This is a genomic window from Streptomyces eurythermus (assembly GCF_014649115.1).
Lineage (GTDB): Bacteria > Actinomycetota > Actinomycetes > Streptomycetales > Streptomycetaceae > Streptomyces > Streptomyces eurythermus.
Window position 1 is genome coordinate 279,699 of record NZ_BMSK01000002.1, and the last position, 21,653, is coordinate 301,351.

18 protein-coding genes and 2 pseudogenes are annotated in these 21,653 nt (G+C 73.0%); 4 read left to right on the plus strand and 16 right to left on the minus strand.

The window, feature by feature from the left end:
- Positions 1 to 25: 25 nt before the first annotated feature.
- The 5 genes and pseudogenes from IE251_RS03965 to IE251_RS03985 form a co-directional block, all read right to left on the minus strand.
- Complete coding sequence (locus tag IE251_RS03965) at positions 26 to 619, minus strand: SRPBCC family protein (RefSeq protein WP_189751719.1); 594 nt, start codon at positions 617 to 619, stop codon at positions 26 to 28.
- Positions 620 to 1,956: 1,337 nt separating this feature from the next.
- Positions 1,957 to 2,601, minus strand: a complete 645-nt coding sequence (locus IE251_RS03970) for a carbonic anhydrase (RefSeq protein WP_189751501.1) — start codon at positions 2,599 to 2,601, stop codon at positions 1,957 to 1,959.
- Between the two features lie 119 nt (positions 2,602 to 2,720).
- Positions 2,721 to 2,984: pseudogene (locus IE251_RS03975) on the minus strand (glutamate ligase domain-containing protein); the annotation flags it as partial.
- Between the two features lie 304 nt (positions 2,985 to 3,288).
- Positions 3,289 to 3,597 carry a hypothetical protein gene (locus tag IE251_RS03980; RefSeq protein WP_189751503.1) on the minus strand — a complete coding sequence of 103 codons (309 nt, stop codon included), beginning with the start codon at positions 3,595 to 3,597 and terminating at the stop codon, positions 3,289 to 3,291.
- A gap of 560 nt (positions 3,598 to 4,157) precedes the next feature.
- Positions 4,158 to 4,451 (minus strand): hypothetical protein, encoded by a 294-nt coding sequence (locus IE251_RS03985; RefSeq protein ID WP_189751504.1) that lies wholly within the window; start codon positions 4,449 to 4,451, stop codon positions 4,158 to 4,160.
- On the opposite strand from IE251_RS03985, the gene IE251_RS03990 reads away from it, so the two are divergent.
- Entirely contained in the window at positions 4,425 to 4,862 is a 438-nt protein-coding gene (locus IE251_RS03990; RefSeq protein ID WP_189751505.1) for a hypothetical protein, read from the plus strand. The genes IE251_RS03985 and IE251_RS03990 overlap by 27 nt on opposite strands.
- 56 nt (positions 4,863 to 4,918) lie before the next feature.
- On the opposite strand, the gene ypfJ is transcribed toward IE251_RS03990, so the two are convergent.
- On the minus strand, positions 4,919 to 5,806 hold the full coding sequence (gene ypfJ / locus IE251_RS03995) for a KPN_02809 family neutral zinc metallopeptidase (RefSeq protein WP_189751506.1): 888 nt from the start codon (positions 5,804 to 5,806) through the stop codon (positions 4,919 to 4,921).
- A 486-nt stretch (positions 5,807 to 6,292) separates the two neighbouring features.
- The gene (locus IE251_RS04000) at positions 6,293 to 7,285 is read right to left on the minus strand and encodes a LacI family DNA-binding transcriptional regulator (protein ID WP_189751507.1); all 993 of its coding nucleotides are present in this window, start codon (positions 7,283 to 7,285) and stop codon (positions 6,293 to 6,295) included.
- Between the two features lie 127 nt (positions 7,286 to 7,412).
- On the opposite strand from IE251_RS04000, the pseudogene IE251_RS41995 reads away from it, so the two are divergent.
- The 3 genes and pseudogenes from IE251_RS41995 to IE251_RS04015 all read left to right on the plus strand — a co-directional run.
- Positions 7,413 to 8,087 (plus strand): annotated as a pseudogene (locus tag IE251_RS41995) (family 16 glycosylhydrolase); the annotation flags it as partial.
- A gap of 142 nt (positions 8,088 to 8,229) precedes the next feature.
- A complete protein-coding gene (locus tag IE251_RS04010; RefSeq protein ID WP_189751509.1) occupies positions 8,230 to 9,600 on the plus strand; it encodes a DUF1996 domain-containing protein in 1,371 nt (456 codons plus the stop codon).
- Positions 9,576 to 10,130 (plus strand): DUF305 domain-containing protein, encoded by a 555-nt coding sequence (locus IE251_RS04015; protein WP_229896572.1) that lies wholly within the window; start codon positions 9,576 to 9,578, stop codon positions 10,128 to 10,130. Before IE251_RS04010 ends, IE251_RS04015 begins: the two co-directional genes overlap by 25 nt.
- A 1,102-nt stretch (positions 10,131 to 11,232) precedes the next feature.
- Here IE251_RS04015 and IE251_RS04020 read toward each other — a convergent pair.
- The 9 genes from IE251_RS04020 to IE251_RS04060 form a co-directional block, all read right to left on the minus strand.
- Complete coding sequence (locus tag IE251_RS04020) at positions 11,233 to 12,516, minus strand: MFS transporter (RefSeq protein ID WP_189751510.1); 1,284 nt, start codon at positions 12,514 to 12,516, stop codon at positions 11,233 to 11,235.
- A 6-nt stretch (positions 12,517 to 12,522) separates the two neighbouring features.
- On the minus strand, positions 12,523 to 13,614 hold the full coding sequence (locus IE251_RS04025; RefSeq protein ID WP_189751511.1) for a polysaccharide deacetylase family protein: 1,092 nt from the start codon (positions 13,612 to 13,614) through the stop codon (positions 12,523 to 12,525).
- Positions 13,611 to 14,987 (minus strand): condensation domain-containing protein, encoded by a 1,377-nt coding sequence (locus tag IE251_RS04030; RefSeq protein ID WP_189751512.1) that lies wholly within the window; start codon positions 14,985 to 14,987, stop codon positions 13,611 to 13,613. Before IE251_RS04030 ends, IE251_RS04025 begins: the two co-directional genes overlap by 4 nt.
- A gap of 69 nt (positions 14,988 to 15,056) precedes the next feature.
- Entirely contained in the window at positions 15,057 to 16,193 is a 1,137-nt protein-coding gene (locus IE251_RS04035) for an acyl-CoA dehydrogenase family protein (RefSeq protein ID WP_189751513.1), read from the minus strand.
- Positions 16,194 to 16,392: 199 nt separating this feature from the next.
- Entirely contained in the window at positions 16,393 to 17,142 is a 750-nt protein-coding gene (locus IE251_RS04040; RefSeq protein WP_189751514.1) for a class II aldolase/adducin family protein, read from the minus strand.
- A complete protein-coding gene (locus IE251_RS04045; RefSeq protein WP_189751515.1) occupies positions 17,139 to 17,855 on the minus strand; it encodes a dihydrodipicolinate reductase C-terminal domain-containing protein in 717 nt (238 codons plus the stop codon). Before IE251_RS04045 ends, IE251_RS04040 begins: the two co-directional genes overlap by 4 nt.
- Positions 17,848 to 18,111, minus strand: coding sequence for a phosphopantetheine-binding protein (locus IE251_RS04050; RefSeq protein ID WP_030617584.1), 264 nt, complete (start codon positions 18,109 to 18,111; stop codon positions 17,848 to 17,850). Before IE251_RS04050 ends, IE251_RS04045 begins: the two co-directional genes overlap by 8 nt.
- A gap of 28 nt (positions 18,112 to 18,139) precedes the next feature.
- A complete protein-coding gene (locus tag IE251_RS04055; RefSeq protein ID WP_189751516.1) occupies positions 18,140 to 19,579 on the minus strand; it encodes a class I adenylate-forming enzyme family protein in 1,440 nt (479 codons plus the stop codon).
- Positions 19,580 to 19,584: 5 nt separating this feature from the next.
- Entirely contained in the window at positions 19,585 to 21,012 is a 1,428-nt protein-coding gene (locus tag IE251_RS04060; protein ID WP_189751517.1) for a nitroreductase family protein, read from the minus strand.
- Positions 21,013 to 21,653 lie beyond the last annotated feature (641 nt).

Below are 21,653 nucleotides of genomic sequence, written 5' to 3' on the forward strand. Positions count from 1 at the left end.
TCTTGCCGTGTGCGGGTGGGCGGGGTCAGCCGACGGGCCACTGGGCGACACGGCTCCTGGGCGGTTCCGGGGTGTCGTGCTGGACGCGGCCGTTGCGGATGGTGCCGCGCCAGGCGCCGCCCTCCTGGCCGAGCCCCTCGATGAAGTGCTTGAAGTCGACCAGTTCGGCGCGTACCAGCCGGGCTGCCAGCCCTGTGACCCCGGCGGAGCGGGTGAGGACCTTCGCGGCCCCGTGCGGCCGCAGGAGCATCCGGACCGTGATCGCGGTGCCGCCGGACTCCGTGGGCCTGAACTCGACCTCGCCCTCGTGGGTGGGGTGTTGTTCCAGACCACGCCAGGCCAGGTAGGCGTCCGGGTCCTGCTCCACGATCTCGACCGGGAAACGATGGCGCAGCAGGCCGTAGCCGATGGTCCATGCGGTGACGGTGGGCCTGACCTGCTCGACGTCGCGCACCACGGCCGAGAAGCGCGGGAACGTCTTGAACTGCGTCCACTGGTTGTAGGCCGTGCGGACCGGCACCGCGACCTCGACCGTCTCCTCGACGTGCCACTCACGCAGCGGACGGCGGCGTGTGACGCCGTCGCCGTCGGCGCGCCCGTCGTCCTCTTCGTGCACCATCATGGTCCTTCTTCCGGTGAGAAAGCCGGGCACCCGTCCTCGCCCCTCATGGGTCGGGCCACCACTTCCGGTTCCCCGATCCCGGGTCTCCAGTCACCCGACCGCACCGACGTCCCTGGGCGCGGACCCGACCGCGAGAAGAGCGTCGGGCCCCAGGCACCGAAAGGAACGCCGCTCAGGGGCTTCTCCCGATGCCCGGCGGACACCTCCAGCTTCACCCCTGGATACGGCCACCCGCCACTCACCGCGCCCCGCAGCGCCGCTCCGCTGACCGGGGGATGTGCCCCGGCGGCGTCGGCGTTCCCGGGGAGCACGAGGAACTCGGCGCACGTGCATCCGGCGTGGACGGGTCGGTCTTCCAGACACGCTCTCTCCGTCCCGGTTTGGTGTTGCGGGTTCAGGAGAAGCGTTCGCCTCGGCCTCGCTCGGCGCCGTGTCGGCCGCGTCCGGGACGCGCCGCCCGCGCGACCGTACCCGGTCGGCCGCGTACAGTTTCTCGCCACTGCGCCCGGGCGCGCGGCCGACCGCGGTCAAGCCCCACCGGGGCAACTGCGCGCGGGCCGTCGCCGTGACGGCCGACGCCAGGACGGCGGAGGCCCCGCGCGAGCCGGCCCGCGCACTGGCCGGGTCCCGGCCCCGGGCCGACGTGGTACGGGCCATCACGCCGACGATCCGACCGCCGCCGCACAGGACGCCGACCTGCTGCCGCACCTGACCGAGCGGCCCGCGTACCGGCACATCGGCCCCGTCCGCCTCGTCTCCCGCGTCGCGAACCCGAAAGTGATCGACGCCCGCGGCGCCCTCACCGCCGACGACTGACGCGGCCCCGGGCGGATCTACCGGGTCCTCGGGCGGCCCTGACGGCCCAAGGCAGGCACCGCGGCGGCGGCCCGGGCAGACCCGGGCCGCCGCCGGTACCGCTGTCCCGGTGGACTGCTCATCTTCGTGAGGAGGCCTGCCCGTCAGCTGCCGGCGGAACGTGTGTGGGTGGCCCGGTGCCTTCTCAGCTCCGCGCTGCGGGGCCGTCCGCCGGCCGGACAGCCCTCCACCCCACCGCACGCCTCCCGCGCACCCGGGTCGATGGCCACCTGGTGCGGGTGCCGGCCGCCCGGCCGGTACCCGCGGTCGACAAGCCGCTGGACAACACGGTCGCCGCGACAAGGCGCGTTGAGGTCGTCCTCGGCCTTCGTGCCGTGGCCCTGCCTCAAGTAGTTGCCAGGTCGTCGTCGGCGTCCGAGGTCATGTCAGGCCCTGACCCACGTGACGGGCCGCAGCCCCCGCCGGGTCGGCGGGGGCTGCGGGCCGGGCTCGCGGTCGATCGGGGTGTGTGGGAGCGGTCAGGACGCGGGGGGAACCGGGACGTCGAGGCCGCGGGCGGCGACGAGCTGGGCGCTGCCGTCGGCCAGGCGGTAGGAGAGGCCCACCACGCCGAGGCGGCCGTCGGCCACCCGCTCGGCCAGGACGCGGGAGCGTTCCAGCAGCAGGTCCACGGTGTGCTCGATGTGCTCGGCCAGGATCTGCTCAGCGCTCTCGCGTCCGGCGGCGCGGGCTGCCAGCACGCTCGGGGTCACCCGTTCGACGACGTCCCGGACGAAGCCGCCCGGCGTCTGTCCGGTCTCCAGGGCCGAGCAGGCCGCGGCGACGGCGCCGCACGAGTCGTGACCGAGCACCACGACCAGCGGCGCGTTGAGAACTGCCGCGCCGAACTCGATCGAGCCGAGCACCTCCGTACCGACGACATGGCCGGCCGTGCGCACCACGAACAGGTCGCCCAGGCCGCGGTCGAAGATGATCTCGGCGGCGAGCCGGGAGTCGGAGCAGCCGAACAGCACGGCGAACGGCTGCTGGGACGGTGCGGTCTCGGTGCGGCGGGTGGCGTCCTGGTTCGGGTGCTCGGGCGTGCCGGCGACGAAGCGCTGGTTGCCGGTCATGAGCAGCTCGAAGGCATCGCGGGGCGTCGGCGTCTGGATCTTCTCGGTCATAGTGGCAGGCTACGAGGCCCTACCAGCGGTCGCATCGCCGGGTCTCCCTGGCCGGCCTCCGGGGAGGGTCGTGAGCCGATCCTGCTGCCGGCGCCCGCGGCCCGCCCCGCCGGCCTCGATCAGCGGTCGTCGTTCATGGTGTCGCGCTGGGCCAGGCGCTCCGCCGTGTGCTCCGGCCCGACACTGTGGGAGCCCTTGACCAGGACGATGTCCTCGGGCTGGATCGTCTCGCGGGCCAGGCTGAGGGCGTGGTCGAGGTCGCGGGCGGCCACGACCTTCAGTCGCGGGTTGCCCTGCTGGGCGGCGTCGGCCATGGTCTGCGCGTCGTCGCCGCCGACCGCGATCAGCACCTGGATTCCGGAGGCGGCGAGACGGCCGACCTGGCGGTGTTCCTCGCCGCCCGGTGACCATCGAGTCGAGCATCACCGCGGCGCAGGCCCGTTCCGGGCCACACGTCCTGGAACCCGGAAACAGCCCGCTCGAGATCACCGCACTGCGCGCGCAGCTCCGGCGGCGGGTGCCCGACCAACTGGTGCGTGGTGTCTGGGTGGAGCTGGCCACCCTCCCGCTCACCGCCAATGGCGAGATCGACCGGGCCGCGCTGCCGCCGTACCTCGGCCGGCTCGCCGAGACCGTCACCGGCGTCCTCGACGACGCCGGGGTGGAGGACGCCGTCAGCCGTGCACGTCACCCCACGGGGCCGAGCGTGTCTTCGGCGAGGATGCTGTGCGTCCCGGGTACCTGCGCCGCCAGCCCGGGGGGAAGGATCTGGACGACGCTGCCCCGGCACCCCGGGACGTTGTGGACGCGGACGGGAACGTCTGTGAAGTTGAGCACGGTGGACAGTTGTACGACCTCGTAGCAGCCCAGCGGGTGGTTGTGGACGACTCCGCCGATGCGGAGGAATCCGTTCGTGGCGGACGCCGGGCCGGGAACGGTGAGCGCGAGCAGTCCGGCGGCCGCGAGAACGGTGAGTGTCGAGCTGATGCGACGCATGGCGCGCCTCCTCATGGCCGGGCCGGAGGGTGTTCCGGCCCTGCACATGACCGTACGGAACTGGGCGGCTACTGCATCCCGGTGCCGTCCGGACGGGCGACGCCGGGCGCCCGACCGGACGGCACCGCGCGTGGCCGGGCCGGGCCCCGGGAGAGGGGACCGGCCCGGTGCGGCCTTGTGCAGGGGTCAGGGGCGGTCCGGCGCCGCCGTCTCGTACGAGTCGGGGCGTGGCCGTGCCGCGGGTCCGGTCCGTCACGGCGACGAGGCGGAGATCGCAGGTGCAGCGGTGGCCTTGGTCGTCGGTGAGCCAGGCCTGTGCGGGGGCGGGGAGCAGCTCGGTGACGGTGAGGCAGACGTCGGGGTCCTTGCGGGTGAGCCGGCGAACGGCCTTGGCGAGGAGGTCGTCGTAGACGGGGCTGTCGAAGTCGACGACGAAGAAGGGGCGGGGTTCGGTGGGGGAGACGACGAAGAAGCGGGGCAGTTTCGTGGGGGTCGCGCCGCTGCCGGGCCCGGACGAAGCGCCGGGCCTCGCTCTTGTCGTCGGCGAGGGCCAGCCGCCGTCACGCTCCTCCAGCCGTACCGTACGTCGCCGGAGCGGACGGTACGCGGTGGTACGGGTCGACGCTGTGGTCGGTGAGCGCGACGCAGTGATCCTCCGGGCGGTCCAGGGGTTGCCGGCTGCGGGCGGACCACTTCAGCGGCAGCTTCATGGGCAGTGTGGGCAGCAGCCGCGGGCCGGGGACGTCGTGGCTGGTCTCCTCGGTCGACTGCCCCTGGTGGGGGTGCTGGTGGACGAAGAGCGACTGGCCGATGGCGTTCATGGCGATGTGCAGCTCGCCGATGACGAGCTGCACATCGCCACGTTCGACGGCGCCCGGATCGTCGGCCACTATTCAGTGTTCCCGCGCCAGCGGGGTGAGACCTGGTCGGTGTGCCATGTGCTGGCGGGCTTCGCCTGGGAGCCGCGCACGCTGAAGGCGAAGGCGAAGTGGGTGCACATCACCTGCCCGCTCGGTGACGCGGTCGAGTGGAACGGTGTGGTCGAGTGGAACGGTGTGGTGGACGGTGCCGGCTACGAGGCCCTGGCCCTTGTGCGCGCCCGGATGGAAGCCGAGGCCGAAGCCGTCGAACGGGCTGCTGCCGCCGAGCGGCGGCGCAAGGACGCCGAGGAGCGAGCCGCCGCTGCTGCCCAACGCCGGCGTGATGCCGAACGGCGGGCGCGGCAGCGGGAGCCGAGCTGCCCGCAGTGTGTACGCGATACGTAGGCTTGGGGGCGCCAACAGGGACAACCAACGTACGTACGACGAGCGACGAGCGGTGGTCAGCTGAACGTGTTGCAGCTGGCGACGCGGCCGGAGCGGTAGCCGGTGGAGAACCATTGCCGGCGCTGGCTCGCGGAGCCGTGGGTCCAGGTGTCGGGTGTGACCTTGCCCTGGTAGCGCTGCTGGATACGGTCGTCTCCGACAGCGGCGGCCGCGTCCAGCCCGCGGTTGATATCGTCCTTCGTCAACTCGGTGATCAGTGGCTTACCGCCCTTGGGGCCGGGGGTGGTGGTGGCGTGGTGGGCCCACACCCCGGCGTAGCAGTCCGCCTGCAGCTCGAGTTTCACCGAGCCGCTGTTCTGGCCCTTTCCGCTGCCGCGGGAGATCGTTCCGCTGAGGTCCTGGAAGTGGTGGCCGTATTCGTGCGCGATGACGTAGGCCTCGGCGAACGGGCCACCCTTGGCGCCGAACTTGCCGCTCAGGTCGTCGAAGAAGCCGAGATCCAGATAGACCTTGGCATCGGCTGAGCAATAGAAGGGGCCGACGTCGGAAGTCGCGTTCCCGCAGCCGGTGTTCACACTGCCGGTGAACAGGAACGTCGGGGCCTGCCGGTAGGGCTTGCCGGCGGCTGTCTCCGTCTGCTTCCAGAATGCCTGCACGCTGTCGACAACGGCCACGATCCGGCACTCCTCCTTGCGGTTGGCGTCGGCACCGGTCCGGCAGTCCGCCGCGAGGTCCGCGGCCGGCTTGGCGGACGAGGACGTGTCGCTGCTGCCCGAGCCGAACATGCCGGGGTCGACACCCAGGAGCACGGACGCGACCAGCACCACGAGCCCGACCAGTCCTCCGCCGACGGTCTTCCCGCCGCCCGGGATCCTGCCCAGCGCACCTCCCCGCCCGTCCGTGACCTCGGACGTGTCCAGAGCGGCATCGTCGTCGAACTGCATTGACCCTCCTTCAAGGAGTGCGCCGGGCCACCCCGCGTCGTCCCGCTCGCCTACCCCGTATGAGGACATCCCCATCCCGTCCTTTTCCTGCCCCGCCTCCTGGAGGAGCCGGCGGACGACGCCGCTCCGTCAGCGAACGGGGACCGCCGGGCGCGGCAACGGCCCCTCCAGGCGTGTCCGTCGGCCGGCGGGCATCTCTCCGGACCGGTGCCGTGGAGGCAGAGGGCTGAACAGCGGGGGGTGCCACTGGGACCCGGGCAGCCACGGCTCCTCTGGACCCGTGTGCGCAGGAAGGCCGCGATGGTGGCGGCGTCGCGCGGGCCGGAGAAGTGCGGCAGTGCGGACTCGGCAGGGGCAGCGGCGTGAAACCGACCGCCGCGCTGAGCCGCGGCGGGTGCACGTTCCGGCCCGGCGTCGTGCTGGACGCAGCTCGGCGCCGGAGCACGCACGGGAAAGCGGCGGGGGCCCGGACGGTCCGCTGTCGGTTCAGCTCGACTCGCGGACCACGAGGTCGTTCGGCATGATCACCGGTTTCCTGGGGCCGCCCTTGATGAGCGCCAGCAGCAGACGTACCGTCGCGGTGGCCTGGTCGGCCATGGAACTGCGCACCGAGGTGAGCGCGGGTGTGGTGTAGGCGGCGGCCTCGATGTCGTCGAACCCGACGACGGCGACGTCGTCGGGGACCCGGCGGCCCGCCTGGTGCAGGGTGCGTAACGCCCCGATGGCCATGAGGTCGTTGGCCGCGAACACCGCGTCGAGGTCCGGGTCGTCCTCGAGTAGCTGCCGCATGGCCTCCGCGCCCGACACTCGGGTGAAGTCGCCCAGCGCGACGATCGAGCGGCGCCCGGTGTCCCGCAGGGCCGTCCGGTACCCCTCCAGCCGTTCACGGGACTCGTACAGGTCCAGCGGCCCGGTGATGGTGGCGATGCGGCGTCTGCCCCGGTCGAGCAGGTGCCGTACGGCCAGCTCCGCGCCGCCCGCGTTGTCCAGCGCCACGTACGGGACGTCCGTCGCGGCGGTGCGGTTGAAGGACGCGACGGGCAGACCCATGCGGGCGAGCGCGGCCGGCAGGGGATCGGCGCCGTGCAGAGCCACGAGCATCACGCCGTCCACGTGGCCCCCCGCCACGTAACGCTCCACCCGGGCCCGGCTCTCGTCGGACTCGGCGAGCATCAGCACCACGCGTCTGCCGACGGCCTCCAGCTCCCGGCTGACGGTGCGCACCACCGTGGAGAACAGCGGGTCGTCGGTCACCACGCCCTTGGGCGGGTCGGAGACGACCACGGCCACGGCGTCCGTGCGGCGGGTGACCAGGTTGCGGGCGGCGGCGTTCGGCACGTACCCGAGTTCCCGCACCGCCTGCATGACGACGTCCCGGATCTCCGGCGCGACGGTGGTCTCCCCGTTGATGACCCGGGAGACGCTCGACTTGGACACGCCGGCCCGGGCGGCGACCACCGCGAGCGTGGGTCGTTTCATCGCCTTCCGATCACCGGTGCCCGGTCCTCGAGTCCAGGGAGCGATTTTCCCTCAGGATGACCTCGGCCCGATCCGCCTGTCAACGGCCCCTCCTGCGAACACCGGTGGGACAACTCACCGTCAACTGATGCCTTCCGGCCGCCTGTCGACGGGTGCCGTGCGCACCGCCGAAGTGGATCTCAGAAACCGTTCCCTGACACGGCCCGTGCGCGCAAGGGGTGTTACGGGCCTGTTGCTCAAAGCCTTGACAGTCCAACGGTACCGGCCCACTCTCACCCATCAGGGAGCGCTCCCTCACCCTTCCCCCACTGAGGAGTCGCCCGTGCATCCCCTGCTTGGCCGCATCGGCTTACCCGCCGTCCTGCTCACCCCCGTCGGCCTGCCCGCGCCCCGGGCCCACGCCGCCGAGACCCTGCTGTCACAGGGCCGGCCCGTCGTCGCGTCGAGCACCGAGGACCCGTTCGGCGCGCCGGGAGCCGTCGACGGCAACCCGGCGACGCGCTGGTCCAGCGCCTTCTCCGACCCGCAGTGGATCAGGGTCGACCTCGGGGCCCCGGCCCGTATGAACACCGGTGCCACCTTCCAGTTCACTTACGGGCGCGTCGAGGCGCGCATCAAGGTGCCCGAGGGCAACGGGCTGTGGCCCGCGTTCTGGATGATGGGCGCCGACTTCCTCACCGGCCGTCCGTGGCCGTACAACGGCGAGGTCGACATCATGGAGGTCCTCGGCAAGGACGTGAAGACGGCCTACTCGACCGTGCACGCCCCCGCCTACAACGGCGGCGGCGGGATCGGCTCGCCGTCCCGGATGCTCGTCGACTACGTACACGTGTACCACTAGCGCAGCCCGGCACCGGCCCCCTTGTCAGGTCCGGCCCGGACACCTCGGTCGCGGGCCGCACCGCAGCCGCACCACACTCCACCCTCTCCGATGAGGAAGTGACATGCGCAGATACTGCTTATCTCTCTGTCCCGTCCTGGCCGGTGCCCTGGTGATCGCCCTGGCAGCCGCCCTGGGCATCACCCTCGGCGCCCCCGCCGCGCGGGCCGCCACGATCACCGTCCAGGCCGAGTCCTACGCGGCACAGTCCGGCGTCGCCCTGGAGACGACCGCCGACATGGGCGGCGGACAGAACGCCGCCTACCTCGCCGACGGCGACTGGATGCGGTTCGACCAGGTCGACCTCGGGGCCGCCGGCCGTCTGACGGTGTCGGCGCGTGTGGCCTCCGCCACGGGCACCGGTTCCGTCGAACTGCGCACCGGTTCCCTGACCGGACCCCTGCTCGCCGTGATCCAGGTCAGCCCCACCGGGGGCTGGCAGACCTGGGCGACCCGCAGCGCCGACGTCACCACCCACCCGACCGGACCCCAATCCGTGTTCGCGGTGCTGCGGAGCACCACGCCCGGCGACTTCGTCAACATCAACTGGTTCTCGTTCGTCAGCGGCGGCGACGAGCCCGCGCCGGGCTGGGTGGACGTCGACCAGGCCAAGTGGCAGGCCCAGCTGAACCAGTTCCGGGCCATGACCCCGGCGCCCGTGCCCGCCAACGCGGTGCGTGTCCCCGAGTTCAACGCCACCTGCACCTACAGCCACTCCAAGCCGGACGACCCGATCGTCGCCCCCGGTCTGCCGGGCGCGTCCCACATGCACAGCTTCTTCGGCAACAAGAGCACCGACGCCTTCACCACGACCCAGAGCCTGCTGGGCAACTCGGGCACGAGCTGCACACCCGCCAAGGACCTCTCCGCGTACTGGATCCCCACGCTCTACGAGCGCGGCAAGGCGGTCGAACCCGACGGGATGATCGTCTACTACGGGTCGCGGCTGCCCGACCCCACGGCGACCGTGCCGTTCCCGCAGGGCTTCCGCATGATCGCGGGCAACGCCAAGCTGCAGGTGGCGACCCCGGCCGGCACGCCCAACCAGTTCTGGTGCGCCGGACCGGGCGGCGAGATCGGCCGCAGCGGCGACGGCAACTGGCCGCTGTGCGCGCCGACCGCCAAGCTGGTGTACCAGCTGGTGTTCCCGGACTGCTGGGACGGCAAGCACCTCGACAGCCCGGACCACAAGTCGCACGTTGCCTTCACCTACGACGGCAAGTGCAGCGGCGCCTACCCGGTCGCCATCCCGTCGGTCTCGTTCGTCATCAGCTACCCGACCAGCGGGAGCGCCGACGGGTTCTCCCTGGCGTCGGGCATGGCCTCGTCCATCCACGGGGACTTCTTCAACGCCTGGGACACCGCGGCCCTCGGGCAGCGCGTGAAGGACTGCATCGTGCAGAGCGCCAAGTGCAACTCCGCCGGAACGTTCTGACCCGGCGGACGGCGTCCGCCCTGCTCCTGGGCCTGGCGGTCGCCGGCTGCACCCCGCAGCCGGCGACCGACCGGCCCGCGCCCGCCGCCTTCAACGACACCGACACCGCGTGGATCCAGCTGATGATCCCCATGGACGAACGGGCCGAGCTGCTCACCGAATTGGCGCCCGCACGCGCCGGTCACCCGGCCCTGGCCGGGTGGGTGAAGGACGCGGGAAGGAGACTCGAGGACGAACTCGTCGACCTGCGCGAGCTGTTGAGGCTCTCGGGCGTGCCCGACACCCGTCCCCACGAGGGCCACGACATGCCCGGCATGGTCAGCCTCGACACGGTGCGGAGGGCGAAGACCGAGTCCGGGGAGAACTTCGACCGCCTCCTCACCGAGAGCATGCGGGCCCACCTCGTACAGGTCCGCATGCTGTGTGCGAGCGAACGCACCTCGGGGAGCGCCGAGCAGGCGAAGGACCTCGCCGCCGCGATCGAAAGGACTGTGGCCGAGCAGATCACCCGCCTCGACGCGGTCACGTGAGGCCGTTGCCGCCCGGCCGTCGCCGTCGGCCGGGGGCGGAGCCGCCGTCACGCACCGCCCGGCGGCGAGGGCCGCCTCCACGTCGCCCGGGCGGGCGGTGACGGCGTCGGCGAGCTCGGCGCCGTCCGGCATCGCCAGGTTGGCGTCCCCGTCGGCGAAGAGGGGACATCATGCGGGCCGCGTCGCCGAGCCGGGCACCGCCGGGGGCCGCGGCCCCCGGCGGTGCCGACGGGCAGGGCGTGGATGCGCTGCGGGAAGGAGCCACCATGTTGACCACCCACCGGCCCTCCGCAGGCGCCCGGCACGCCCGCCCCGGCCACGGGCCGGCCAGCACCGGGCAAGCCGCCCCGGCCTCCTGTGGTGCGCACTCGGGAGGCCACTGCGGAACCCCTCTCCTCTCCTCCTGAACTTCTGGGCGATTCCTGTGGAGGAGCGGATCATCGCCGAACCGGGGGCCGGGTGCCCTTGGCGGCCGGGCGCCGGCCGCCCCCGGCAGGTGGCCGCGCGGGCCAGACGACAGGGGGAGCGCAGCCTCCAAGGCGCTGAACGTGCCGGTCGCCGCACGCAAGCCGGGCACGGCTTGGTTCGAGCTGCCCCTTCCACGGGGCCGCCGGCACCGAACCACCGGGTACGTCCGCCTCGGCCACGCCCGCTCGTCCACCGCCCGCCGGGCGCTCAGACTCCCTGCTCGACTGATGGTCACCGTGTGCCAGCGGCCTCTGGCCGGATCTCGGGCGACGAAGGCGTCATGTCCGTCGGATCCGTGCTGGTGCGGGCTGACTCGGCACCCGCTCCAAGGCGCCCGGGAGAGGAATCGCTGCCGGACCAGTTCCGGCCCGCCCGGCCTGCGGGGCTCCGGCGCCGTCGTGCCGCCCGGCCTTGTACCGCTGCGCTGCCGGCCCCAGCCCGCGGCGCGCCGCCACGCGGGCCTCTGCCCCCGTCTCACCGCCCGCAGAGCTCGGCCGCTGCCTGCCACCCGCCCATGACCTTCCGGCCAGCGGCCGCTCCGGTCGCCGTGTCCGCGATCCGCCCGCCCGGCTCGTGCCCGAACCGGCCTCCGCCCTGCGACTCGCCGCCCGCGCGTACAGACTGCCCGCGCCGTTCAGGCGCGGTCCGGTACCCGGGCCAGGGTGCGGATCGGGCGGGTCAGCAGCAGCGCGGCGGCGGTGAGCAGGGCGACCACGATGCCCACTTGCAGCACTCGGTCGGTGCCGAAGGCTCCGGCGGCCGGACCGGCCAGCGCGCTGCCGACCGGGAACATGCCGACGGAACCCGCGACCTCGTAGGCGTGGACGCGGTTGAGCACCTCGCCCGGCACCTGGGTCTGCACGCTGGTGGCCCACATGACGCCCCAGAAGGTGATGCCGATCCCGACCACGACCTGGGCGACGGCGAGCAGCCACACCGGCCAGCCGAGCACGATGCCGAGCGGGTAGAGCGGGTACGCCAGCATCGCCACCGCCCCGGCGGCGAGCGGACGGACCGGCTTGTAGCGCAGCGCCAGCACCCCGCCGGCCACGGTGCCCGCCCCGAACGCGCAGTTGAGCAGGCCGAAGGCGGTGGCGCCGTGCGCGGGCACGATCACCCCGGCGGCGACCGACAGCTGCGGTCCCCAGGAGAGCACGGCGAAGAACATCCAGATCACGATCACGCCCCACAGCCAGCTCCGGGAGCGGAACTCGTACCAGCCGGCCACCAGGTTGCGCCACAGGCTCTCGCCGGCCGGCGGCGCGGGCACCGCGCCGAGCCGCAGTGCGAACAGGCAGCCGGCGCTGGTGCCGTAGGCGACGGCGGAGATCACCATGACCCAGCCGGTGGCGGCGGCGCCGACCAGCACGCCGGCCAGCGCCGGGCCGCCGAGCGCGGTGAGCGCCTCGGAGATGCGCAGCACACCGTTGGCGCCCTGCACGTCCCGGGCCACCAGCGGGACGGTCGAGGAGGCGCCCGGCTGGAACATCGCGTTGGCGGTGCCGGCCACCATCAGCAGGCCGTACAGGTGCCAGAGGTGGTCGATGCCGTGCAGGAACAGGAAGGCGAGCAGCACATGGGTGGTGAGGTTGGCCAGATCGGAGACGATCATCATCCGGCGGGCGGTGAACCGGTCGGCGAGCACCCCGCCGAAGAGCACCAGCCCGGCGAACGGGCCGACCAGGAAGGCCATCGAGTAGCCCGCGGTGCTCAGGTCGTACCCGGAGCTGAGCAGTCCGGCCGAGACCGCGACCGGCAGCATGGCCCAGCCGAGCAGGCCGGCGCTGCGGGCGGTGAAGTAGTACTGGAAGTTACGGGACCAGATCGCCGGTTCCCCGGCCGGCGGCGGCCCGGCGGCCCGGTCCTGGTCGTGCGGGGCCGTCACCGCCGGGGTGTGGTCTGCCGAGCGATCCTTCATGGGTCTTCAGTGCTCCAGCCGTAGATCGGGTTCTTCTTGGTCGAGCGGCCGGCCGCCGCCGGTGCCGGGCGGCGCGGGCAGTTCTGCCACGGGGACCGGTTCCAGGCCCCGTCCGAGCAGGCCCTCGATGATCGACGGGAGGGCCTGTACGGTCTGGCGCCGGTCGCCGCCGCTCTCGTGCATCAGCACCACCGAGCCCGGCCCGGCGGCCTCCAGGACGGTCGCGGCGATCCGCTCCGGTCCCGGTCTCGCCCAGTCGCGGGAGTCCACGTCCCACAGGGTCAGAGTGGTCGGGTGCCCGTCGAGCGCGGCCAGCACCTCCGGGCTCAGCGCGCCGTACGGCGGCCGGAACCGGGTCGGCGCCTCGCCGGTCACCCGGGCCACCGCCTCCGCCGTCCGGTCGAGCTGTTCGCGCAGTTGCTCCGCGGTCAGGTCGGGCAGGAAGGGGTGTGACCAGGAGTGGTTTCCGATCTCGTGGCCGGCCTCGGCGATCCTGCGCACCTCGTCGGGCAGCGCCGCGACATGGTGGCCGACGCAGAAGAAGGTGGCCCGGACGCCGTAGCGGTCCAGGATCTCCAGGATCCGGCGGGTCTGCACCGGGTCGGGGCCGTCGTCGAAGGTGAGCGCGATCCGGGGCGTGTCACGGTCGCCGTGCTCCAGGCAGCGCCCGGCCGCCGTCAGCGCCGCCTTGAGCGGTTCGCTGCGCCGAACGCCCTCGAAGTACTCGTCGGCGCGGCCGGACAGGGTGCCGCTCTCGGCGGTCACCCGGGCCAGCTCGCCCGGGGTGCTGTGGGCCTGCTCGGCCAGTCGGCGGGCCGGGACGGAGCCGAACCGCGGCCGGGGCGGCAGCAGCCAGGGATCGGCACGGTAGACCTCCAGGCCGGCCGCCGTCATGGGTCCGTCGAGCAGGCCGTTGGTGCTGTCGATCACCGCGGCCAGCGGCCCTTCCCGGCCCAGTTCCCTCAGCCAGGTGATGAGTTCGGCGACCTGGGCGGCGCCCCAGCCGCTCGGTTCGGTCACCCTGCGGCCCGCGCCGTCGACGACCTCGACCCGGTAGCCCGTGCCCGTCCAGGCGATGCCCGCGTACCGCGTGCTCACGCCTCCCCCAGCGCCATCGCCTCGGTGACGACCAGCCGCTCGACCCCGCGCAGGAAGGTCTCCATGCCGTCGCGGGTGAGGACGGCCGGGTCGGCGGTCATGCACAGCTCCAGGGCGCCGGGGGCAGTCAGCACGTCCACCGCCACGGAGACGTTCGCCCGGGGCAGGAACTCCGTGGGCCAGCTCAGCTCGGTGCGGCCGGTCAGCTCGGTCAGCGCGGCCCGCGGGCGTCCGGTGGTGTCGAAGGGGCCGGTGCCCGGGTCCCGGGTGTCGTTCCACCAGCACGAGTGGTCGGCGGCCTCACCCCGCTCGACGAGCCGCGCCACCTCGCGGTCCAGCGCCCACTTGTCGTAACCGGCGTGCCGGAACGCGCTGAACGAGACGGACCGCGTGCGCCGCACCGCGTCCTGGAAGTCCCGGCCCGCGTCCGGGAGGAGGAACACCGCTTCCTGCGCCATCGTGCTGACCGACTCGGCGGCGGCCGGCTGGAAGCGGTTGCTCACCACCACCTGGAACAGGATGTCGTCGCTCCCGGACATCCTGGCCAGCTGGTGGGAGGCCGCGCCCAGCAGCACCGCCGCGTCGCTCGCGCCCCACCCGGCCGCGACCCGTTCGACGGCGACCGCGAGCGCGGGCGAGCGCAGCAGCGCGTTGGGGAAGAGCCGGCCCGGGTCGGTGTCCGCGAGGTCCGGGGCCGCGGGGGCGGTGAAGATCCGCCGGGGGCCGGCGGTCAGCCGCTCGCACCAGTAGCGCCGGGCCGCCTCGTCGCGGCGGCGGCCGAGCGGGGACGCCTGGAACTCGGCGGCCTGCAGCGGCTGGAGGGCGGGCCGCGCCGCGAGCAGCGACTCGGCGGTGCCGCCCGCCTCGATCAGCCGCAGGTCGCGCAGCATCCGGCCCTCGCCCCACAGGTCCATCGCGGTGTGCGAGGCCGCCAGCACCAGCCGGTGCACCAGCCCTTCGCACTCCACGAGGCCGACCCTGAACGGCCACTGGCGCGCGTGGTCGAAGGAACGCCCCGCCAGCTCGTCCAACAGGGCTTCGCCGACCGCCGGGGCCTTCGTGGCGGCGCAGGTGCGGACCGCCACGGGCAGCTCGCCGTACCCGTCCACGACCTGGCGCAGCCCGTCCTCGCCGTCCGGCAGGAGACGGGTGTGCAGGCTGTCGTGCATCCGCAGCAGCTCCGTCAGGTCCGCGAGGACGCGGGAGGCGGGGCGGGGCGGGTCGAGCGGCAGGTCCAGCCGCAGATTGTAGCGGGGGGCGTCGTCACCGAGCCGGGTGACGACACCCCAGATCGCCCGCTGGCCCCAGGTGGCGGGGCCGGTGCCGGATCTGGCGGAGTCCAGTGTGAGGGTCCGCTCCTCGACCGTGGTCATCGTGTTCCGAACCGTCCTTTCGGGTTGCCTCGTTCGGCGCTGCTGACAAGGGGGGGCGTGCCCAGACGGCTACAGGCCCTGCGAGATGACCATGCGCTGGATCTGGTTGGTGCCTTCGACGATCTGCAGCAGCTTGGCCTCGCGCATCCAGCGCTCCACCGGGTGGTCGCGGACATAGCCGGCGCCGCCGAGGACCTGCACCGCGTCGGTGGTCACCTTCATCGCCACGTCGGTGGCGAACAGCTTCGCCTTCGCCGCTTCCAGCGAGTACGGGCGGCCGGCGTCCTTCAGCCGGGCGGCCGCCAGGGTGAGTGCCCGGGCCGCGGCGATCTGGGTGGCCATGTCGGCGAGCAGGAAGCCGATTCCCTGGAAGGAGAGGATCCGCTGCCCGAACTGGCGGCGTTCCTTGGCGTACCGCACGGCGTAGTCGGCGGCGGCCTGGGCGATGCCGACCGCGCAGGCCGCGATGCCGAGCCGGCCGCAGTCCAGTGCGCCCATCGCGATCAGGAAGCCCTTGCCTTCACGGCCGATCAGCCGCCCGGCCGGCACCCGGACGCCGTCGAAGCCTATCTGGGCGGTCGGGTTGGACCACACGCCGAGTTTCCGCTCCGGCTCGTGCACCACCATGCCGGGCGTACCACCGGGCACGACCAGGCAGGACAGGCCCCGGGCGCCCGGTCCGCCGGTGCGGGTGAACACGGTGTAGAAGTCCGCGTGTCCGGCGTGGGTGACCCACGCCTTGGTCCCGCTGATCCGGTAGCCGTCGTCCTCCCGGACCGCCCGGGTGGTGAGGGCGGCGGCGTCCGACCCGGCCTCCGGCTCGGACAGGCAGTAGGCGCCGAGGAGTTCACCGCCGAGCATGCCGGGCAGCAGTTCCTCGCGCTGGGCCGGGGTGCCGTAGGCGGCGGTGCCGAAGCAGGCGAGGTTGTGCACGTTGACCGCTTCGGCGACCCCGAACCAGTGGTAGGCGATCTCCTCCAGGGCCTGGAGGTAGACCTCGTACGGCTGTCCGCCGCCGCCGTACTCCTCGGGGTACGGCAGGCTCAGCAGCCCGGCCTTGCCCAGGGTGCGCACGATCTCCCGGGGGAAGGTGTGGGATTCCTCGAACTCGGCGACGCGGGGAGCGAGTTCGCCGGCGGCGATGTCCCGGACCAGGCCGAGCAGATCGGCCGCCTCCTCGGTGGGCAGGATGCGCTGGACCTTCATCGGAAGTCCTCCGTGCGTGTCGGGTGCGGGTGGGCGGGAGCGGGGCGGGCCGGGCCTCGCGGCGGGCGGCGCGCAGCGCGGGGTGGGGGCGGCCGGACGGCGCGCGGGCGCGCCGGGCCCGGTGGCGGCGGGGCGCTCCGGGCCGGCGCCCGTTCGGCGGCGGCCGGCCGTCCCCCGTCGGGCCGTTCGGGCGGTGCGGTCAGCCGCGGTGCCAGCCGGCGGTCTCCGGCCAGTGCCGGCCGACCCGGCGGACGGCGTAGTCCCAGTAGGAGCGGACGGAGAGGTCGGCGTAGACGAAGTCCTGCTTGGCGGCCACGTCCCGGTCGGTGGACCAGGCGTACGGCACGCCGGTGCTCTCGGCGGTGAGCTGGAGGCGGCAGGCCCGCTCCAGCACCTGGGCGAAGACGGCGGCGTGCCGCACGCTCTTGCCGACGATCACTCCGCCGTGGTTGCGCAGCAGCACGGCCGGGTGCTCGCCGAGGTCCTTGGCGATGTGCTCACCGGTCGCGATGTCCAGGACGGTGTTGCTGGTCTCGGTGAACAGGCCGAGCCGGTCGCGGAAGTAGGCGCCGTCGTGCGAGACCGGGCGCATCTCCAGATCGGTGGCGCCGAACAGCAGGGTGTACGGCGCGTGGCTGTGGACGATGCCGTTGACATCCGGCCGGGCCCGGTAGATGGCCTGGTGGAGGGGGAGTTCCGGCGGCGCCTGCGGCGGGGCGGGCCGGGTGTGGTCCACGGCGCAGCGGACCACGTCCGCCGGCGCGGCCTCGTCGAAGCCGACCAGGGCGCCCTTGATGAAGAACTCGTCCCGGCCGGGTATCCGGGCGGAGATCTGGCCCTGGTTGAAGTCGTCGTGCCCGTCGAGGGAGAGCATCCGGGCGCCGAGCGCCACCTGGAGAACGAGCCGGCGTTCGGCCGGGTTCAGCGGCTGCGGTTCCTCGGTGGTCATGTCCTGCTCCTAGCTGTCAGGTCGTCGTAGACGGTCCGCATGGTGACCAGGCCGGGAGCGGCGGCGCGGGCCCAGTCGGCGGCGGCCAGCGCGCCCCGGGCCGGCACCGTCCAGCTGCCGACGTGGTGCCGCACGTGCAGCGACTCGCCGTCCCAGGTGTGGGTCAGCTCGTGTTCGCTGACGGGCAGTCCGGACCGTTCGTCGGCGATGTCGGCCACCTCCCGGCCGCTCGCCCCGGCCCAGGTCCCGGCGAGCGCCAGCGCGGTGGCGCTCGGCCGGTGTGCCTTGCCGAGCGGGTGCCGTTCGCGGACGGTGGTCACCGGGTCGAACCGGCCCGTGGCGTAGGCGGCGGTGAACTCGGCGATGCGCGCTTGGAGGTAGTGGCCGAAGGAGAGGTTGGTCGCCCGGACCACCGGCACCGTTGCGGCCAGTTCGGCCAGCGCCTTCCACTGGGTGTCCGACAGATTGGAGACGCAGGCGACGAGCGGTACCCGGTGCCCCGCGCAGTAGTCGAGGACGTCCGGGTGCGCCTCGGGAGCGCTCGCGTCGATCAGCACGTCGGGGACCGCCTCGGCGGACCAGCCGGTACGGCGGGAGGCGGTGAGGCAGACCCTGGTGCCGTCCGCCCGGCAGACCGCGCGCACGGCCGAGCCGAGCCGCCCCAGGCCGACGATCCCGATCGTGCGGCCGCCCGCCGTGGGTGTCTCAGGCATCGGCGCCCGCGCCGCCGGCGAGCACCAGGGCGGTGACGGAGTCGATGGTCTCGTAGTGCTCGATGGCGGCCTCCGGGTCCAGGTAGACCCCGACCTCGTTCTCGATGCTGTCGATCAGGCGCATGTAGGAGAGCGAGGTGTACCCGACGTCGCGCAGGGAGTAGCCGGCGGCGGCGAGGTCGGCGGCGGTGACACTGCCGTCACCGGCCGCGATGACGAGATCGATGATCTTGGTGCGGAGCGCGCTGCTGTCCATGGGCAAGTCCTGTGGGTCGAAGGGAGGTTCAGTGGCTGTCTGGGGCGCTGAGCAGGCGGCGCAGGCCCTCGACGGACGGCTTGCCGATCGAGTTCGCCGGTATCCGGTCCACCAGGCGCAGGATGCCGGGCACCTTGAACGACGGGAGGGCCGCCGCGCAGTGCGCGCGCAGGGACTGCGCGGTCACGCCCGGTTCCGCGGCGACGACGGCGGCCAGGGCCGGTTCGCCGTGCTGGTTCTCGGCCTCGAAGGCGACCGCGTCCAGGACACCGGGGGCCGCGCGCAGCACGTCGGCGATCTCGATCGGGTCGATCTTGCGTCCGCCCACGTTGACCATCCGGCTCGTGCGCCCGGTCAGGTGGAGCACGCCGTCGAGCAGCCGGCCCTGGTCACCTGTGTGGTAGTAGCCCTCGCCGTCGAGACGCTGCTCGAACAGGCCGGGCGCGTTGAGGTAACGCGAGCCCATCGACTCGCTTCTGACCCGGATGCCGTGCTCCTCGGCGAGCAGCCGCACACCGGGCAGGGGCGTGCCGAGCCCGCTGCCGGTCGCGTCCGCGGCGTATGTCAGCGGCCCGGTCTCGGCGACACCGTAGTAGTTGTGGATCGGTACGCCGGTGAGCCGGGTGAACTCCTCGCGTACCGAGTCGCGCAGCGGGGCACCGGAGGAGATCGCGGTGCGTACGGTGGCGAAGCCCGCCTCGGGGGCCCGCCGCACGATCGAGTCGTACAGCGCCGGGAACGCCACCAGCCGGGTGGCGGCCGTGCTCTCCAGGAGCCGTACGACCCGGGAGGCGGTGGGCAGACCGTGGGACAGATGCAGTGAGGCGCCTTGCAGGAAGGCCGCCAGCAACGAGGTGTTGAACGCCAGGCCGTTGGAGAGCGCCGCGAAACAGGCGATCCGGTCCTCGGCCGCGAGGCCGGTGCCCTTCACCCAGTTGGCGGCCGCCGCGGACACGGCCGTGCCGGAGAACTCGATGCAGTTGGGCCTGCCGGTGGAGCCGGACGTGAAGCGGCACACCTCGGTGTCGTCCAGCAGTTGCGGACGCGGGGTCTCGTACCGGCGCACCCGGCTGACCGTGAGGTAGCCGAACTCGCCGTCGTCCGTGAGGCTTTCGCTCACGATGTCCCGTACGTCGGCGCTCGGGGCGTGGATCAGCAGGTCCAGCCCGCAGTCCTCGGCGATCCGGGAGAGTTCGAACGGGCCGAACGCCGAGTCGGCCAGGAAGGGCACCGCGCCCGCGAACAGCGTGGCCAGGTAGGCGACCACGTACTCGACGGAGTTGGTGGCGTACAGACCCACTCGGGGCGGCTCGCCGCGCACTTCGTACCGGGCGAGCCGGTCCGCCGCGGCACGGGCCCGGCCGGCCAGGTCGGCGTAGCCGAGGAGACCGTCGGCGTCGGTGACCGCGACCCGGTCGCCGTGGCGGGCGAGGACGTCGGTGAGTACTTCGGGAAGGACCGCGCGCATCGGGGTCACCGCTCGTTCTGGGCGTGCGCCATGGCAAGCCGGTCGAACTTGATGCCCGAGTCGTCCGGGCAGCCGATCAGCAGGGCGTACAGGATCTCGTCGTCCTCCGGCAGCCCCGCCAGCGTTCGCCACAGCGGTGTGTCGAAGCCGCCGATGGCGGTCACGCCGACCCGCGCGCGGTGCGCGCCCAGGTAGAGCAGTTGGCCCAGGGCGCCGCAGCGGAAAGCGAGTTCGCGCAGGTTCTCGGCGCCGGCGGCGGAGCCGGCCCCGGCGAGCGAGGTGCGCGGCACGTGCAGCAGCAGGATGGCGGCGGCCCCGGCGAGGGCGCGCTGCTGCATGCAGGCTCGGGCCACCTCGTCGGTGGACGGCAGCCGTCCTGGCCGCCGCTCGCCGGTGTCCAGCCGGTACACCGCGTCGTGTCCGGGTTCCGCGGCCGACCGCAGCACGAGTGTGGCGGACAGCGCTGTGGTGTCGGGCAGGTCGGTCTCCAGCGGTGTCGTCAGGGCCGAGACCGCTTGCCAGACGGCGGCGGCGGGGACGGGGGCGCCGGTGAACGCCTTGCTGGAGGCTCGCGTTCCGATCAGTTCGGACCACGCGGACGCATCGCCCAGGCCGCTGTCCGCGGCGGGCAGCCGTCCGTCCGTGCGGACGCGCGCGAGCGGCGCGGCCACCGTGTGGAGGGCCGGGATCTCGGAGTGCCCGGCCCACCCGGCGAGGGAGTCCCAGCAGGTGCTTTCCAGCCATGACCGCCAGGTGGGTCCGCGCCGTTCCCGGTCGGTGTCGTCGTGTACGGTCCACCGGGTCCAGGAGTCGTCGGCCGGACCGGCAGGCAGCAGGGTCACCGAGTGAATCTCCCGGCAGTTCTCGTTCGCCTCCAGCAATTGCGACAGGGATTCCCTCGGGAAGCGCAGCCGTAGCGCCCCCGCCGCGCCACGGCCGGCCGCGGCCAGTACGAGGTTCCCGGCCGCGTGTCCGGCATCGAGCTGGGTGTAAAGATATCCTCGGTCACCGTATTTGCGCATGGAAAGCCAAGGGCGGGTGAGCGTGACGACCAGGGCGCCGCCGCCTTCCGGGACGGCCAGATCGGACGCGTCGAGTGCGGCGGCGACGGCCGCCCCGGCGGCCACCCGGGCGCAGGTGCGCCGGTCGGCGTCGACCCGGAACGCCGTCGGCACGCCGCCCTCGCCGGTGAGGACGGCGAACTCGTAGGGGTACAGGGCGCCGGCCGACGGCACCGCCCGCGCCGCGTACGAACCGCAGGAGCGGTTGGCTTTACTGGTCAGCACGCCTTCTTCGAGCAAGGACAGGGCGCGGCGCAGTCCGGGCGCGGCGACGGGCCCGGCGGGTGGTTCGGGGGGCGCCGACGGCAGCGCCACCCGGTCCCACAGGTCGGCTTCCGGAACGGGTTCACGTATGGTCAGGTTTCCTTGCACGTCGGCACCAGCCTCCTGTTGTCTGACAGCCCACGGGATGTGCCCGAGACAGGCGGTGACCTCCGTACGGACGGCACGGAGGTAATACACCAATGCGAATATGTGGCATTTGCACACGCAATGGCGCCTTGCAGACTTGCAGCTGTTCTTCGATCAGGACTGACGCGTTCTCGGATCGCGAGACGGGCGCATGACCTTCTGGAACCGGAATGCGGAAAGCATCCGGGAGAGCGTGTACAGGAAGGGAACACATGATCGGTTGCGACCATCGTCAGCATGCCAAGCGGCCCCGCATTGGTCAAGACCAATGAAACAAAGCTGTTTAACGAACGACCACCACGTGGCCGGCGGGTCGCCGCGACCGGCCCTGACGGCGACCGCGAAATCGTCGCAAACCAGCCGGGTCGCGCCGGGCCGCATCGCGCGGTGCACCGTCAGGCCGGCCGGCGGCTTGCCCGCCCCGGGCCGGCCCAGCACGTACACGGCCCGCGGACGCCGCGGCCGACCACAGGAAGAGGCGGTCAGCTCGACGAAGATGCCCGGGGGTGGGCGGGAGAGAGCCGGTGGCGGTCCTGCCCGACAGCGTTACCCCGCGTGTGGACATGCTCCAGCCCTGCGGCACATCCTGCGGCCGCTGAAGA

Coding starts and splice junctions, on each gene's coding strand:
- ypfJ (WP_189751506.1), bottom strand. CDS start 5,806: ATGCAGTTCGACGACGATGCCGCTCTGGACACGTCCGAGGTCACGGAC.
- IE251_RS04035 (WP_189751513.1), bottom strand. CDS start 16,193: ATGAAGGTCCAGCGCATCCTGCCCACCGAGGAGGCGGCCGATCTGCTC.
- IE251_RS04055 (WP_189751516.1), bottom strand. CDS start 19,579: ATGCGCGCGGTCCTTCCCGAAGTACTCACCGACGTCCTCGCCCGCCAC.
- IE251_RS04040 (WP_189751514.1), bottom strand. CDS start 17,142: ATGACCACCGAGGAACCGCAGCCGCTGAACCCGGCCGAACGCCGGCTC.
- IE251_RS03980 (WP_189751503.1), bottom strand. CDS start 3,597: ATGCGTCGCATCAGCTCGACACTCACCGTTCTCGCGGCCGCCGGACTG.
- IE251_RS04050 (WP_030617584.1), bottom strand. CDS start 18,111: ATGGACAGCAGCGCGCTCCGCACCAAGATCATCGATCTCGTCATCGCG.
- IE251_RS03965 (WP_189751719.1), bottom strand. CDS start 619: ATGGTGCACGAAGAGGACGACGGGCGCGCCGACGGCGACGGCGTCACA.
- IE251_RS04030 (WP_189751512.1), bottom strand. CDS start 14,987: ATGACCACGGTCGAGGAGCGGACCCTCACACTGGACTCCGCCAGATCC.
- IE251_RS03970 (WP_189751501.1), bottom strand. CDS start 2,601: ATGACCGAGAAGATCCAGACGCCGACGCCCCGCGATGCCTTCGAGCTG.
- IE251_RS04020 (WP_189751510.1), bottom strand. CDS start 12,516: ATGAAGGATCGCTCGGCAGACCACACCCCGGCGGTGACGGCCCCGCAC.
- IE251_RS04010 (WP_189751509.1), top strand. CDS start 8,230: ATGCGCAGATACTGCTTATCTCTCTGTCCCGTCCTGGCCGGTGCCCTG.
- IE251_RS04045 (WP_189751515.1), bottom strand. CDS start 17,855: ATGCCTGAGACACCCACGGCGGGCGGCCGCACGATCGGGATCGTCGGC.
- IE251_RS04000 (WP_189751507.1), bottom strand. CDS start 7,285: ATGAAACGACCCACGCTCGCGGTGGTCGCCGCCCGGGCCGGCGTGTCC.